Origin of the sequence: Kitasatospora sp. NPDC096140 (assembly GCF_040303045.1) — a bacterium.
GTDB lineage: Bacteria > Actinomycetota > Actinomycetes > Streptomycetales > Streptomycetaceae > Kitasatospora.
This window is the reverse complement of sequence record NZ_JBEOUW010000013.1, coordinates 67,630-81,244: the sequence shown is the minus strand read 5'-3', so window position 1 is coordinate 81,244 and position 13,615 is coordinate 67,630. Positions and strand designations below refer to the sequence as shown.

The window sequence follows — 13,615 nt, the reverse complement described above, 5'->3', positions numbered from 1 at the left end:
CGGACCATGGTCATCATCGGCGGCGGGCTCGGCGGCCTGTCCACCGGCTGCTACGCGCAGATGAACGGCTACCGCACCCGGATCCTGGAGATGCACGAGATCCCCGGCGGCTGCTGCACCGGCTGGGAGCGCGGCGAGTTCACCTTCGACTGCTGCGTCAGCTGGCTGCTGGGCAGCGGGCCGGGCAACGAGATGCACCGGATCTGGCTGGAGCTCGGCGCCCTGCAGGGCAAGCGGATGCGCAACTTCGACGTGTTCAACGTGGTGCGCGCCCGGGACGGCCGGGCGGTCTACTTCTACTCCGACCCGGACCGGCTGGAGGCCCACCTGCTGGAGCTGGCGCCGGAAGACGCCCGGCAGATCCGGCAGTTCTGCGCCGGGTTGCGCAAGTTCCGCCTGGCGCTGGCCCGTTACCCCTTCCTCAAGCCCGTCGGACTGATGGGACGGCGCGAGCGGTGGCGGATGCTCGCCTCCTTCCTGCCGTACTTCAACGTGATCCGGCGCTCGATCACGGTGCTGATGAGCGACTACTCGGCGCGGTTCCGGAGCCCGCTGCTGCGCGAGGCGTTCAACTTCGTCCTGTACGAGAAGCACCCCAACTTCCCGGTACTGCCGACGTACTTCCAACTCGCCTCGCACGCGGGGCAGTCGGCCGGGGTGCCGGAGGGCGGCTCGCTCGGCCTGGCGCACTCGGTCGAGCAGCGCTACCGGCGGCTCGGCGGCGAGATCACGTACAACGCCAAGGTGACCGAGATCCTGGTCGAGCGGGACCGGGCGGTCGGGGTGCGGCTGAGCGACGGCCGGGAGGTGCGGGCGGACATCGTGGTGGCGGCCTGCGACGGCCGGACGACCGTGCTGGACCTGCTCAAGGGCCGCTACCTGAACGACACCTACCGCCGGCTGTACACCCGGACCATCTCCGAGCCCGGCATGGTCTTCCCCGGCTACCTGACCGTCTTCCTCGGCCTGCGCCGCCCCTTCCCGGCCGGCGACCCGTGCACCACCTACCTGCTGGAGGACGACGTCGCCGCCCGCCTCACCGGGATCCGGCACCCCAGCATCAACGTCCAGTTCCGCAGCCGCCACTACCCGGAGCTGTCCCCGGCCGGGACCACCGTGGTCTATGCCAGCTACTTCTGCGACATCGCCCCCTGGCGCGCGCTGAGCACCGGCCCGGAGCAGACGCCCCGGCTGCGGCGCGGCGAGGAACTGCACACCCTGCCGGTCGGCCGGGGCCGGGAGTACCAGCGGGAGAAGCGCCGGGTGCGGGACGCGGTGATCGACTTCCTGGACGGCCGCCACCCGGGCCTGCGGGACGCGGTGGCCGTGCGGGACGTCTCCACCCCGCTCACCCAGGTCCGCTACACCGGCAACTACGACGGCACGGTGCTGGGCTGGCAGCCCTTCGTGGAGAGCGGCGAGACCCTGGAGGAGGAGATCAAGCGCAACGGGCCCGGGCTGCCGGGCCTGGAGAACTTCTACCTCTCCGGCGTGTGGGCGACCACCGGCGGCCTGATCCGGGCGGCGGCGGCCGGGCGGCACGTCGTCCAGTTCATCTGCCGGGACGACGGCCGGCCGTTCACCGCCGAGGTGGACGACAGCGCGCCGCCGCCCACCCTGCTCATCGACCCGGTCGGACCCGTCGAGCGCCAGTTTGGAGTGACCTCGTGAGGATCGAGAAGTGGACCGTCCGGGAGCACGTGGAGGGCGTGCCGGACATCGAGCGGATGTACCGCAAGGTCGTCGAGGACGTGGACGTCCGGCTCGCCGAGGACGAGATGCTGCTGCGCACCCGCTACGTCTCGGTCGACCCGTACCTCCAGGGCATCGCGCTGGACACCCCGATCGGCGACCACATGGGCGCAGACTCGATCATGGAGGTGCTGGAGGCCGGGCCGGCCGCGCGGTTCGCGGTCGGCGACCTGGTGCAGGGCTTCGGCGGCTGGCGCAGCCACGTGATCGGCAACGGGGCGCCGAGGCTCTGGCAGACCGGCACCTTCCCGATGGTCTTCCCGGCCTTCCGCCGGCTGGACCCCGGGGACTACGACGAGGTGTTGCCGCTGTCCACCGCGCTGGGCGTCCTGGGCGGGCCGGGCATGACGGCCTGGGGGACGGTGGAGAAGTTCCTGGACGTGCGCCCCGGATCGACCGTGCTGGTCAGCGGGGCCTCCGGGGCCGTCGGTTCGCTGGTCGGGCAGCTGGCCAGGCACCGGGGCGCGCGGGTGATCGGCACCACGGCGACGCCGGAGAAGGCCGAGCGGCTGTGGGAGCTGGGCTTCGACGGGGTGGTGCTGTACCGCGACGGCGACGCGCCCGAACGGCTGGCGAAGGAGCTCGCCGAGCTGGCCCCGGACGGTGTCGACCGCTACTTCGACAGCCTCGGCGGAGTGTTGACCGACGTGGTCTTCGGGATGCTCGCGGTGGAGAGCCGGGTGGCGGTCTGCTGGCAGTGGGGGAGCCAGGTCGGCGGTGACTGGGCGGGGCCCCGGCTGCTGCCGATGATCATGTACCCGCGCACGACGATCCGCGGCATCTTCTCCCTGGAGTGGTTCACCGAGGAGAACTGGGCGGCGCTGCGGCGGGACTTCGGCGCGCTGGTCCGCGGCGGGGAGTTGAGCTACCAGCAGACCGTGCACCGGGGCTTCGAGAGCATCCCCGCCGCGTACCGCAGCCTCTACGTGGACCGCTCGGCGAGCCGGGGGAAGGTGCTGGTGGAGCTCTGAGCGGCGGCCCCGGCGCTCCGGGCAGTGTTCCGGCGCAGTGTTCGCTGCAGTGTTCCGACGCAGGGTCTCGCAGCGGTGTTTCGGTGTAGTGGTTGACTAGTGTTCTACTGAACCATAACAATTCACGGGCAGGCCTCAACGACCGAGGAGATGCCCCGTGATCGAATTCCATGTGGACCGGGCGGACAGCCTCCCGGCCTACGCGCAACTCGTGCAGCAGGTACGGGAAGCGCTCAGGCTGGGGCTGCTGAAGCCCGGCGACCGCCTCCCGGCCGTCCGTGACGTCGTCGTCTCGTGCACGGTCAACGCGAACACCGTGCTCAAGGCCTACCGCGAGCTGGAGCACGGCGGCCTCGTCGAGGCCCGGCAGGGCTCCGGCACCTTCGTCACCGGCTCGCTCGGCGCCGTCGAGCCGCACGACATGGCGCGGCTGCGCACCGGGCTCGCCCGCTGGGTCGCCGAAGCCCGCGAGGCCGGGCTGGAGGACGAGGACGTCAAGGCCCTGGTGACCGCCGTGCTCGCCGAGGAGCCGGCCGCCGCCGAGCGCGACACGCGCCAGGGAGCCGGGGCGTGACCGCGGTCCTGGAGGCGCGCGGACTGACGAAGCGCTACCGCGGCGTCACCGCCCTGGACGACTGCAGCTTCGCGCTCCCGGCCGGCGGGGTGGTCGCGCTGGTCGGCGCGAACGGTGCGGGCAAGTCCACCCTGCTGGGCATCGTCGGCGGCATGCTCAAGCCCACCGCCGGGGAGTACCGGGCGGACGGCCGGGTGGTGCTGCTCTCCCAGGACAAGCCGCTCTACCGCGACTTCAGCGTCACCGACATGCTGAACTTCGGCCGGCACACCAACCACGTCTGGGACCAGGCCCGCGCGCTCGCCTGGCTGGCCCGGTTCGACGTCCCGCTGGGCCGGCGCTGCGACAAGCTCTCCGGCGGGCAGCAGGCCCAGGTCGCGCTGGCCGTCGCACTCGGCGCCTGCCCGTCGCTGCTCCTGCTGGACGAACCGCTGGCCAACCTCGACCCCGTCGCCCGCAAGGCCGTCACCGGCGAACTGCTCGCCGAAGTCGCCGAGACCGGGATGACGGTGCTGCTGTCCACCCATGTCGTCGCCGAACTCGCAGGCGTGGGCGACCACTTACTCCTCCTCTCGTACGGCCGGAACATCCTGGACGGCGAGGTCGAGGACCTCCTGGCCCAGCACGTGCGGCTGACCGGCCCGCGAGCCGAACGGCCGCCCGTCGAGGGGCAGGTCGTCCACGAGAACCACACCGCCCGGCAGTCCACCTTCGTGGTGCGCACCCTGCTCGGCGCGGCGACCCCGCTCGGCGCCCCCGGCTGGACCGGCCACCCCGTCACCCTGGAGGACCTCGTGCTCGGCTACCTGAAGACCTCGCTCGGGGAGACCGGACGGTGAGCGCCCCGGCCGTCACCCCGCCACCCGCCGCCACCCGGACCGCGCCCGCCGCCCGGGGACACCTGTGGCGCGGCATCCTCTGGCTCAGCTGGCGCCAGCACCGCTGGCAGCTGATCGGCGCCGCCGTCACCACCCTCGCCCTCCTGGCCTGGATGGCCGTCAACGCCGCCGACCTGCAGAGCGCGCTCGACCTGTGCCACGGGCCGGACTGCTCCAAGGCCGTCGCGGACGACCGGCTCGCCCGGATCAGGCACGCCGCCGACATCGCCGGCTACCAACTGAACCTGGTGGTCCTGCTGCCCGCGATGTTCGGCATGTTCATCGGGGTGCCCCTGCTGGCCCGGGAGTACGAGCAGCGCACCCTGCTGCTCGCGTGGTCCCAGGACATCAGCCCGCGGCAGTGGCTGTTCGGCAAGCTGGCCGTGCTCGGCACCGTCGTCGGCGGGCTGGCCGCCGTGCTCTCCGCCGAGTGCCTGCACGTCGCCGGGCTCGTCCACCTCGCCGACCGGCGGAGCCTGTTCGAGGGGACGCTCTACCAGGCGGGCGGCTGGCTGCCGCTGACGCTCGCCCTCGGCTGGGGGATGTTCGGCGTCGCGGTGGGCGCGGGGCTGCGCCGGCTGCTGCCCGCGTTCGTGGCGGTGCTCGGCGCCTTCGGCGCGCGGACGATGCTGATGGAGCAGCTGCGGCCGCACCTGATGGACCCGGTGACCCGGACGATCCAGCTGGGGGCGGAGCACGGCCAGGGCCTCGACCCGTTCGCGCCGGTGGCCGACGAACTGCTGCTGGACGGGGGCAAGGCGCCCTTCGTCGACGCCGCCGGGGCCCTCCACCCGTACAACGAGGTGATGGGGCAGTGGTGCGGCGCCGTCCCGGACGGGCGGACCGCGGCGTTCACCGCCTGCCTGCAGGAGCACGGGCTGACCGGGATCCAGCAGAGCCTGCAGCCGGCGAGCCGGCTGGGCACCTTCCACCTGATCGAGAACGGGCTGAACCTGGGGCTGTTCCTGGTGTCCCTGGCGGTGACCTGGTGGCTGGTGCGCCGGGCCCGCACCACGGTGTAGCGGGGCGCGGGCCCGGGGGCCGCCGGTGGCCCGGCGGGGAGGTCCTAGCCGGTGATTCCGGCGGCCCGCAGGCGGCGGAGGACGGCGTCCCACTCCGGGGTGACGGGCTCGGTCCGGCGGCTGCCGACGCCCAGGTCCTTGAAGCCGGTGGAGGTCGACACGCACACCACCGGTCCGTCCGACAGGTCCGGCTCGCCGAGGCTGCGCAGCCCGGCCAGGCCGGCCGCGGCGGACAGCTCGGTCCACAGGCCGGCGCGGGCCAGCTCGCGCTGGGCGTCGGCGAGGCGGCCGTCGTCCAGGGTCAGCGCCCGGCCGCCGCTCTCCCGGACCGCGACCACCCCGCGGTAGCCGCTCACCGGGGAGGCGATCGAGTAGGCGTTGCTCGGACCGACCGTCACCTTGGCGGCCGGGAGGCCCTGCTCGACGGCCCGGGCCAGCGGCCCGGAGGCCGCCGCCTCGCAGGAGTGGATGCGCGGCACCCGGTCGGTCAGGCCCAGGCGGCGCAGCTCGGCGAAGCCCTTCCAGACGCCGAAGAGCAACTCGCCGTACCCGGTGGGCACGAACACCGCGCTGGGCACGCCGACGTCCTGGAAGATCTCGTACGCGACGGTCTTGTAGCCCTCGGGGCCGTACGCGTGCCCGGTGTGGGTGGTGGTCAGGTTGCTGACCGGGTGCAGGCCGAGCCGGTCGACCACCTGGCGCAGCAGCGGCCAGCGCGCCTCCCACGGCACCGGGAGCACCACCGCGCCGTACGCGTTGAGGAAGGCGTCGACGTTCGGCGGGACGTCGGGGCCGGTGAACACGACGCAGCGCAGCCCGGCGCGGGCGGCGTAGGCCGCGGCCGAGGCGCCGTGGTTGCCGGAGGAGGCGACCGCGATGCCGGGCGCGCCGACGCCCACGGCGGCGCCGGTGGTGCAGCGGTTCAGCCGGTCCTTGTGGCTCCAGGTGGGGTTGCGCGACTCGTCCTTGACGTACACCCCGGGCTCGATCTCGACCAGCGGCGTGGCGCCCTCGCCCAGGCCCGGCGCGAGCAGCGGCGGCAGCAGGGGGGCCCACCGCTCCAGGCCGCCGCGGGTCGCTGCGGGGGCGAACAGGCTCGCCGGGTCGGCCTTGTCGTAGGCGTAGTCGACCTCGACGGGGTAGGAGACGTCCTCGGTGCCGGTGCCCGGGCAGCCCGCGGTGAGCGGGGGCCAGAGCGGGTAGTCGAGGTCGGGGTCGCCGAGGGAGCGCTGGCCGGTCGCGAGCGAGTCTGTTGTTGCCATGTCAGGAGACTAGCCGGGCGGTGGGCGTCCGGTCCGGCGGTTTCCGGGCTCCCGCCCTGGGGTCGGCGGGCTGCCGCCCCGGGGCCGGCGGGCTCCCGGCGGGGTCGCCGGGCACCCGCGGCGGTCACTGGTTCTGGCGGACCGCGGAGATGTCGAACTCCAGGACCACCTTGTCGCCGACCAGGACGCCGCCGCCCTCCAGCGCCGCGTTCCAGGTGACGCCGAACTCCTTGCGGCTGATGGTCAGCGAGCCCTCCAGGCCCACCCGCAGGTTGCCGTACGGGTCGACGGCGTTGCCGGTGTACTCGAAGTCGACGGTGACCGCCTTGGTGACGTCCTTGATGGTGAGGTCCCCGGTGACCCGGTAGTCGGTGTCGGACTTCTGCTCGATCCTGGTGGTGCGGAAGGTGATGTCCGGGAAGTTCGGCGCGTCCAGGAAGTCGTTGGTGCGCAGGTGCTGGTCGCGCTGCTCGACGCCGGTGTCGATGCTCTCGGCCTTGATCACCAGCTGGGCGGTCGAGCGGGTTGGGTCCGCGCCGTCGAGGTGGGCGGTGCCCTCGAACCGTTGGAACGCGCCGCGGACCTTGGTCACCATGGCGTGCCGGGCGACGAAGCCGATCCGGGTGTGGGTGGGGTCGAGGACGTAGTCGCCGGTGAGGTCGGAGAGGGTGGCGGGCATGGTCGGTGTGCCTCCTGGTACGGGTGTCGGCCCCCGGCCCGGGGGTGGCCGGGCGGTCCCCGGACCACGCTAGGGGCACTCCCCGGGCGTCGCCCGTCGGATTGGGCCTCTGCGGGGCGGGGGAGGGATGGGACGTCGGAGGAGTCGGACGACCAGGGAGCCGGGATGGACAGCGGGATCGGGGCCGTGATCGAGGCGGTCCGGGCGGCGAGGACGAAGATCCGGGAGGACGCGCTGCCGATGGCCCGGGAGAGCGGGCGGGAGCCGGTGCCGGCGGCGGAGGAGGCGACGCTGCTGCGTGCGATCGCCGAACTGCTGGACACCGTGGGCGAGTTGGTCGACTCGACCGCCGGGCGGCTGACCACCGGCGCCACTCGGACGACGTACATGGTGGCGCGCCGGCGGCTTCGCGACGAGGCGAACAATCTGAAGGGGGACGCGGAGGTCGCCGCCGCCCGGGTGAAGTGACGGCTGAGGACGGCAGCCCCCGCCGGGGTTCCGGCGGGGACTGCCGTCCGGCGGCTCAGCGGTGGGCGGGGAACTGCACCACCTGCTGGTAGGTCGGGCGGTTCTGCCAGGTGGTCTTGGCGTCCGTCACGCCGCCCAGCGGGCGCTGGATGACGGTGTCGGCGCACCACTGGTCGCCGGCCGAGCAGTCCGGGTCGCCCGGGTAGACCTGGGCCGGGGTCTGGGCGGCGGCGCGCTTGAGGGTGTCGAGCAGGACGTTCCGGCAGGCGGTGAGGTCGCCGCCGCCGCAGAACGGGCGGGCGAGCGGTCCCTTGACCTGGTCGCCGAGGACGGCGCGCAGGTCCTTGTCGAGGTAGCTCCACCAGCCGTACTGGAAGGACGAACCCTTGTGCGGGATGCCCTCGTTGGCGCTCACCGGGCCCCCGCCGGGGCCGGTCTGCCCGCCGGAGGGCGACTCGTTGATCTGCAGGGCGCCGGTCAGCGCGCCGAACAGCTGGTCGCCGAGGCCGGGCCGCATGACGCCCTCGGCGACCAGCGGCCACCAGGCGTCCAGCACCCGGATCGCGGTCGCGTCCGCGTAGGTGTGGCTGCCGGGCGAGGTCTCCTGCCGCCGGGCGCCGTCGGCGAGCCAGGCCTCCAGTTGCTGCAGGGCGGTGAGAGTGGCCGGGTCGGTGACCGGTGCGCTGCGCAGCACCCGGATCAGGTCGGGCAGCACGTCCTCGGCCCGCAGGTCGGCGAGCGCGGCGCTCTCCATGGCCTGGGTGAGGGAGACCCGGCTGACCTTGCCGCCGCCCTGCAGCAGCGCCTTGACCCGGTCGTCGAGCAGGTTGCCGCGGTGCACCGAGCCGTTGCCGAAGCCGGCCGAGGTGTAGCCGTTCGCCTGCTTGTTGTTCCAGGAGACGTAGTAGTCCTGGTCGACGGACTGCGGGTGCTCGGCCGCCGGGGTGTACCGGGCGGTGTTGGCGGCGGGGTCGAAGTCCGCCCACTCGAAGGCGGGTTCGGCGCGGACGGGCAGTCCGGCGTCGACGCCCGGGGCGCGCACCGGGTTGCTGCCGGAGTTGTAGTACGCGATGTCGCGGGAGTCGGCGTAGAACCAGTTGAAGGTGTAGTCGATGTCCTGCGCGGCCCGCTGGAAGCTCGCCGCGTCGTGCACCGCGCCGGGGTCGTTGAGCTCCTGGAAGCCGATGATGGATTCGGCCTCGTGGCGGTAGGTGGAGCGCAGTGAGGTGAAGGCGACGGGTGCGCCGCCGACCGTGCCGCGCGCGGTGACCAGGCCGTACTTCGAGCGGTACATCACCAGGGTGTAGGAGCCGGCCGCGGTGGAGTCCGCGGTGGTCGGGTTCCAGGCGTTCTTGCGTTCCAGCCGGTCGAGGGGCACGCACTGGCCGTGCCAGAGGTAGGAGTTCGAGGCGGTGGTGACCGGCGAGCCGTCGGTGGTGCAGAGCGGGACGGCGTAGCTGTCGGTGATGTCCTGGCCGGCCGAGGTGGCGCTCCAGGCGTAGTCCTGGCCGCGGCCGAGCTGCACGTAGAAGCTCAGGCCGGCGAAGGCGGCGCCGCGCGCGCTGATCCCCGGGCCCTGGATCTCCTCCAGCATCAGCAGCTGCGGGGCGAAGTAGCCGGTCTGCGGGCCGAACACGGCGACGGGGTGGCCGTCGTCGGTGTGCGCACCGGAGACCAGCAGGGCGTTGGACATGCCGTGCTTGGCGGTGAGCAGGTTGCCGGGCAGGACGCCGTTCGCCTTCGTGGCGGCGGTGTTCGCGGAGCCGGTGGCGTCGTAGATCATCCGCTCGGGCACCACGGAGCCGGGGTCGGGCAGTGCCTCGCCCTGCGGCCGGTCGGGGACGGTCGCGTACGGGAAGCTCTGCCCGTCGTGCAGGGTCTGGACGGCCTCGGGGTCGTCGGACTCGCGCAGCGACTTCCAGAGCGCGTCCCCGGCGTCCTTGCCGTAGCGGGCCTCGGCGGCCGACTTGACCTGGGCGGAGGCGAGTTCGTTGCCTCCGCCGGAGCCGAACAGGGCGCCGACCACGGAGGCGAGGGCGACCAGGTCGGTCAGTTTGAACGGCTCGATCGACCCGGCGTTGGTGATCGGGTCGATGTGCCCGGTCAGGTCGTACTCGCCGGGGAAGGTGCGGGCGTTGTAGGACTCCTTGGCGTACTGGTTGATGCCGTCGAGGTAGGCGTTGGCGTCGGCGAGGGCCTGGGTGGCCCGGCCGCCGCGGGCGGCGATGGCGTCGATCTGCTGCTGCAGTTCGGCCTCGGTGTACGGCGCGGCCTGCCAGAAGCTCTGCTCCAGCTGGCGGTTGGCGGCGGCACCGCCGGCGAAGCCGGACAGCTGGCCGCGGCCGACGTGCCGGAAGAGGTCCATCACCCACAGCCGGTCCTGGCCGGCGGCGTAGCCCGCGCCGAACTCGGTGCCGTAGCGGGTGGTGCCGGTGATGTGCGGGACGCCGGTGGCCTTGTCGCGCACGATGGTGACGTCCGGGCGGGGGTTGGTGGTGCTCGCGACCTGGTCGGCGGGGACGCCGAAGGAGGCGTCGTTGAAGAAGTCGCGGAGCTTGGCCTCGGTGAGGCCGGGGTAGCCGGAGGCGAGCGCGGCGTAGGGGCCGAGCTGGTCGTCGGTGTGGGCGGGGCGGGTGCCGAACATCCGGTTGAGCAGGATGTCGGCGAGGGTGGCGTTGCCGTTCTCGCCGGGCGGCAGGATGTCGGCGCAGTGGCCGCCGCAGTAGTCGCCGGCGGCGGCGCTCGGCGCGGTGGGGGCGGCGGCCGCGGTGGGGACGGCGGTCAGGGCGGCGGTGACGAGCAGGGCCGACGCGAGGGCGGCGGCCGCCTGGGATCGGAAGGGGTGTCGGAGGGGGTGGGGGTGTAGGCGCAAGGCGGACTCCTCCGTCGAAGCCACGAGAGCTCGACGGTAGGGGCGCTACTGGCCGGTTGGCTAGTGGCGTGCATGCCATTTCCTGTGGCACGCCGCGGAGTTGACGCCTCCCGGGCCTGGGCGGCCGGTGCGTTCGGGCCGGTTGTCGGCGGTGTCGGCTAGGGTCGGTCGCGTCGAGGCAAGATCGTCCGTCGGAACGGCGGGGGAGGGGGCGAGCGGGCATGGGTGCGGAGCGGGACGCGGTGTCGAAGGAGAGCGTCGGGGCGGCGGAGGACGCCGGGGCGGTGACGGGAACGAAGGTCCCGGTGCCGGAGGGCTTCGGGCCCCGGGAGCTGCCCGCCGGTCTCACCCACGGGCCGAGCCGGGCGCGGCTGGCTGCCGGGGGCCTGCCCCGCTGCTTCGCCCACCTGGACCTGACGGCGTCGTGGCACGAGCCCATGGCGACGGCCGCGACGTGGTACGACGGGTTTCGGGAGGACGGTGCCGAGGCTCTGGTCGTGCTCGGCGAGACGACCTACCGCGACGCGTTCGGCGACGCGCTCGCCGATGTACTGCTCGACGGGGCCACCGGCGAGGTGTACCTGGCCTGCCGGGACGACGCCGGTGCCCTGAAGCGGGACTTGCTCGCCAGCGGCCTGGACCCGCTGGTCGCACTGATGATCGAGGTCGAGGCCGTCACGGCGGGTGCCGACGAGCCGTACGAGCCCGAGGAAGGCGAGGAGGACGAGGACGGCGAGGAGGACGAGCCGCGCGGCCCGGCGGCGGTCGCCGAGGCCGCCAGGATCTCCCTGGAGCGGATGCGCGCGGCCGATCCGGAGCTGTTCCGGCGGACGGCCGGCCGTCCGGCGCACTGGGAGACGGCGATGCGGGTCCGGGCGCTCGCCTGGGGCGCACTGCCCGGTGAGCCCGGCGGCCTGCGGTACGCGGTCGACGCGTCCCTGGTCGAGGAGCTCGCGGCGCTCACCGACGGCACCGTCCAGCGCTTCGAGGAGTCGGACCTGCCCGCGGAGCTCTGCCACGTCCCCACGCGGCGGCTGCTCACCGGGATCGGCCTGCCGGTCTCCGACCGGGGGGTGTTCCGGATCGACACGGTGGGGCCGCTGTACACGATGGCGGAGATCTTCCCGGACCTCTACGACCCCGATGACCCCGAGTACGGCGCGGAGCACCGCCGCGACCACCAGGGCGAGTTCCTGGCCCTCGCCGACTGGCCGTACGAGTTCACCGTCGCGCTGGACGGTGCCACCGGCCGGGTCGAACTCCCGGCCTGGTTCGACGACGGCGAGCCCGCCGCGTACCTCCACCGGGACGTCTCGGCCCTGCTCTACGTGGTCTGGACGTACGAGCGCCTGCGCGCCGACCGGCGCCGCTGGGGCGGTCGGTACGCGCCGGTGCCCTGGGAGGTCTTCCACCCGAGCGAGCTGCTGGACGCCGCGGCGGAGGAGGCCCTGCGCAGGCTGGACCCGGAGGCCTTCGCGTCCGATACGCACTTCTGGCCGATCCGGGTCGACGACGGCCACATGGGGGGCCTGTTGGAGTAGCGGCGGGCGGCGGGTGACGGGCCGCGGGTGACGGGCCGATCAGGGGGCCGGCCGGGCGAGCAGGGCGGCGGCGGTGGCCGCGTCGGTGACCGGCAGCAGCGGGGCGAGGTCGGCGAGGCCGTGGAGCAGGTGCTGCCGGATCGGGCCCGGTGCGGTGGCCACCGAGCCGGTCAGGACGAGCGGTTCGCCGGGTACGGCGGTTGCCCGGACCAGCGCGGCCAGGTGGTCGGCCGCGGCGCGGGCGATGGCGAGGGCGTCGGCGTCGCCGGCGTCGGCCAGCCGGGAGACCAGCGGGGCGAGTTCGGCGAGCCGGCGCGGCGGGCCGTCGTAGGCCCAGCGCAGCAGCCGGTCGGGAGAGTCGGCGGCGCAGTGGGCGCGGACGGCGGTGCCGAGCGGGCCGTCCGGGTCGGCGTGGGCGTGCCGGAGCGCTTCCCGGCCGAGCCAGAAGCCGCCGCCCTCGTCGCCGAGCAGCCAGCCGAGTCCGCCGCTGCGGGCGAGCGTGCGGCTGCCGTCGAGGCGGACGCAGATCGCGCCCGTCCCGGCGATCAGCACGGTGCCCCGGCCGTCGGCGACGCCGCCGCAGGCCAGGGCGGGGACGGTGTCCGGGACGAGCCGGACCGGGCAGCGGAGGCCGAGCGCGGTGCGGACCAGCCCGGCGAAGCCGTCCGGGTCGGGCAGCGCCCGGTACCCGGCGAGGCCGACCAGGCAGGCCGCGACCCGGGCCGGGTCGAGCGGCCCGAGCGCGGCCGACACCGCGGCGGCCAGCTGGTCGACGGCGCCGGCCCGGGCCTGCCCGGCGGGGTTGGCGCCGCCGCTCTCGCCCCGGCCGAGCGGCGTGCCGGAGGTGTCGAGGACGACGGCGCGGGTGCGGCTGCCGCCCGCGTCGACGCCGAGGCGGAGGGTGGTCATGGGGCGGCTCCGGTGGGTGGGCGTGCCCTGGGTCGATCAGCCGTCAGTCTGCCAGGTGCAGGGTCACGTCGGCCGGGCCCTGGGCGAAGCGGGTGAACCGGACCTGCAGGCCGTCCCGCTCGGGTGAGGCGCAGAACGGCCCGGCCGCCGCGGGTGCCGCCGGCGGGAGCGGGGCCAGCCGGACCAGGCGCCAGGGGCCGTCGTCGCAGCGGGCGCGGACCGTCACGGCGTCCCCGCTGCGGCTGGCTCTGACGGTCACCTCTCTGCCGTGCCACTCGGGCACGGGGGCGAGCGACCAGTCCGAGACGCCGCGGGTGACGACCGCGCCCAGGTGCGGGAGGCCGTCGCTCATCTCCACCCCGGCCTTGATCCAGGTCTGCGGGTCGACCCGGACCAGCAGGCCGGCCTGGTCGTAGAGGGCGCCGAAGTCGGCGACGAAGGTGACCTCGGTCGCGCTGCCCGGCGGGAAGCCGGTGAGCAGCGCGTGCCCGTCGTCGCGGACGAAGCCGTAGCCGGTGGTGCGCCAGAAGTCGCTGCGGCCGCGGGCGGTGACCAGGAGGTCGGTGCCGTCGGCCCGCGCCCGCTCGGGCTGGTTGAGCCAGCTGCCTTCGTGCCAGGCGATGTCGCGGGGCGGGTGCATGGGAGGCCTTCCTTCCGGTCTGCCAGCCGACGGCTGCAGGGGCTGCA

Annotated in this window: 12 protein-coding genes; 7 read left to right on the top strand and 5 right to left on the bottom strand. The window is 74.1% G+C overall.

The features are described 5' to 3' along the window. Positions 1-6: 6 nt before the first annotated feature. The 5 genes from ABT048_RS16030 to ABT048_RS16010 all read left to right on the top strand — a co-directional run bounded on the left by ABT048_RS16030 (position 7) and on the right by ABT048_RS16010 (position 5,197). Positions 7-1,671 carry a phytoene desaturase family protein gene (locus tag ABT048_RS16030; protein WP_350522091.1) on the top strand — a complete coding sequence of 555 codons (1,665 nt, stop codon included), beginning with the start codon at positions 7-9 and terminating at the stop codon, positions 1,669-1,671. Next, a complete protein-coding gene (locus tag ABT048_RS16025) occupies positions 1,668-2,723 on the top strand; it encodes an MDR family NADP-dependent oxidoreductase (protein WP_350521991.1) in 1,056 nt (351 codons plus the stop codon). The genes ABT048_RS16030 and ABT048_RS16025 overlap by 4 nt, the downstream gene beginning before the upstream one ends. 157 nt (positions 2,724-2,880) lie before the next feature. Continuing rightward, positions 2,881-3,297 (top strand): GntR family transcriptional regulator, encoded by a 417-nt coding sequence (locus tag ABT048_RS16020; RefSeq protein ID WP_350521990.1) that lies wholly within the window; start codon positions 2,881-2,883, stop codon positions 3,295-3,297. Then, positions 3,294-4,136 carry an ABC transporter ATP-binding protein gene (locus tag ABT048_RS16015; protein ID WP_350521989.1) on the top strand — a complete coding sequence of 281 codons (843 nt, stop codon included), beginning with the start codon at positions 3,294-3,296 and terminating at the stop codon, positions 4,134-4,136. Before ABT048_RS16020 ends, ABT048_RS16015 begins: the two co-directional genes overlap by 4 nt. Next, positions 4,133-5,197 carry an ABC-2 membrane transporter-related protein gene (locus ABT048_RS16010; RefSeq protein WP_350521988.1) on the top strand — a complete coding sequence of 355 codons (1,065 nt, stop codon included), beginning with the start codon at positions 4,133-4,135 and terminating at the stop codon, positions 5,195-5,197. Before ABT048_RS16015 ends, ABT048_RS16010 begins: the two co-directional genes overlap by 4 nt. Positions 5,198-5,241: 44 nt before the next feature. Here ABT048_RS16010 and ABT048_RS16005 read toward each other — a convergent pair whose 3' ends face one another. Together ABT048_RS16005 and ABT048_RS16000 are read right to left on the bottom strand one after the other, a co-directional pair. Next, positions 5,242-6,459: a threonine synthase gene (locus tag ABT048_RS16005; protein WP_350521987.1), complete on the bottom strand. Its 1,218-nt coding sequence runs from the start codon at positions 6,457-6,459 to the stop codon at positions 5,242-5,244. Positions 6,460-6,583: 124 nt separating this feature from the next. Further along, positions 6,584-7,138 carry a YceI family protein gene (locus tag ABT048_RS16000; protein ID WP_350521986.1) on the bottom strand — a complete coding sequence of 185 codons (555 nt, stop codon included), beginning with the start codon at positions 7,136-7,138 and terminating at the stop codon, positions 6,584-6,586. A 165-nt stretch (positions 7,139-7,303) separates the two neighbouring features. Here ABT048_RS16000 and ABT048_RS15995 point away from each other — a divergent pair, with 165 nt between their 5' ends. Further along, positions 7,304-7,606, top strand: a complete 303-nt coding sequence (locus tag ABT048_RS15995) for a hypothetical protein (RefSeq protein ID WP_350521985.1) — start codon at positions 7,304-7,306, stop codon at positions 7,604-7,606. Positions 7,607-7,661: 55 nt separating this feature from the next. On the opposite strand, the gene ABT048_RS15990 is transcribed toward ABT048_RS15995, so the two are convergent. Further along, positions 7,662-10,478, bottom strand: a complete 2,817-nt coding sequence (locus ABT048_RS15990) for a penicillin acylase family protein (RefSeq protein ID WP_502894015.1) — start codon at positions 10,476-10,478, stop codon at positions 7,662-7,664. 221 nt (positions 10,479-10,699) lie between these two features. Between ABT048_RS15990 and ABT048_RS15985 the strand changes: the two genes are divergently transcribed. Then, complete coding sequence (locus ABT048_RS15985) at positions 10,700-12,019, top strand: SUKH-4 family immunity protein (RefSeq protein WP_350521984.1); 1,320 nt, start codon at positions 10,700-10,702, stop codon at positions 12,017-12,019. Positions 12,020-12,058: 39 nt separating this feature from the next. On the opposite strand, the gene ABT048_RS15980 is transcribed toward ABT048_RS15985, so the two are convergent. Both ABT048_RS15980 and ABT048_RS15975 read right to left on the bottom strand, forming a co-directional pair. After that, a complete protein-coding gene (locus ABT048_RS15980) occupies positions 12,059-12,928 on the bottom strand; it encodes an N-acetylglucosamine kinase (RefSeq protein ID WP_350521983.1) in 870 nt (289 codons plus the stop codon). Between the two features lie 43 nt (positions 12,929-12,971). Next, positions 12,972-13,568, bottom strand: a complete 597-nt coding sequence (locus tag ABT048_RS15975; RefSeq protein ID WP_350521982.1) for a DUF1349 domain-containing protein — start codon at positions 13,566-13,568, stop codon at positions 12,972-12,974. Positions 13,569-13,615 lie beyond the last annotated feature (47 nt).

Bases quoted from the DNA above. Each gene is read 5' to 3' on its own strand.
- ABT048_RS15975 (WP_350521982.1), bottom strand. From the start codon at position 13,568: ATGCACCCGCCCCGCGACATCGCCTGGCACGAAGGCAGCTGGCTCAAC.
- ABT048_RS15980 (WP_350521983.1), bottom strand. From the start codon at position 12,928: ATGACCACCCTCCGCCTCGGCGTCGACGCGGGCGGCAGCCGCACCCGC.
- ABT048_RS16005 (WP_350521987.1), bottom strand. From the start codon at position 6,459: ATGGCAACAACAGACTCGCTCGCGACCGGCCAGCGCTCCCTCGGCGAC.
- ABT048_RS15995 (WP_350521985.1), top strand. From the start codon at position 7,304: ATGGACAGCGGGATCGGGGCCGTGATCGAGGCGGTCCGGGCGGCGAGG.
- ABT048_RS16030 (WP_350522091.1), top strand. From the start codon at position 7: ATGGTCATCATCGGCGGCGGGCTCGGCGGCCTGTCCACCGGCTGCTAC.
- ABT048_RS15985 (WP_350521984.1), top strand. From the start codon at position 10,700: ATGGGTGCGGAGCGGGACGCGGTGTCGAAGGAGAGCGTCGGGGCGGCG.
- ABT048_RS16000 (WP_350521986.1), bottom strand. From the start codon at position 7,138: ATGCCCGCCACCCTCTCCGACCTCACCGGCGACTACGTCCTCGACCCC.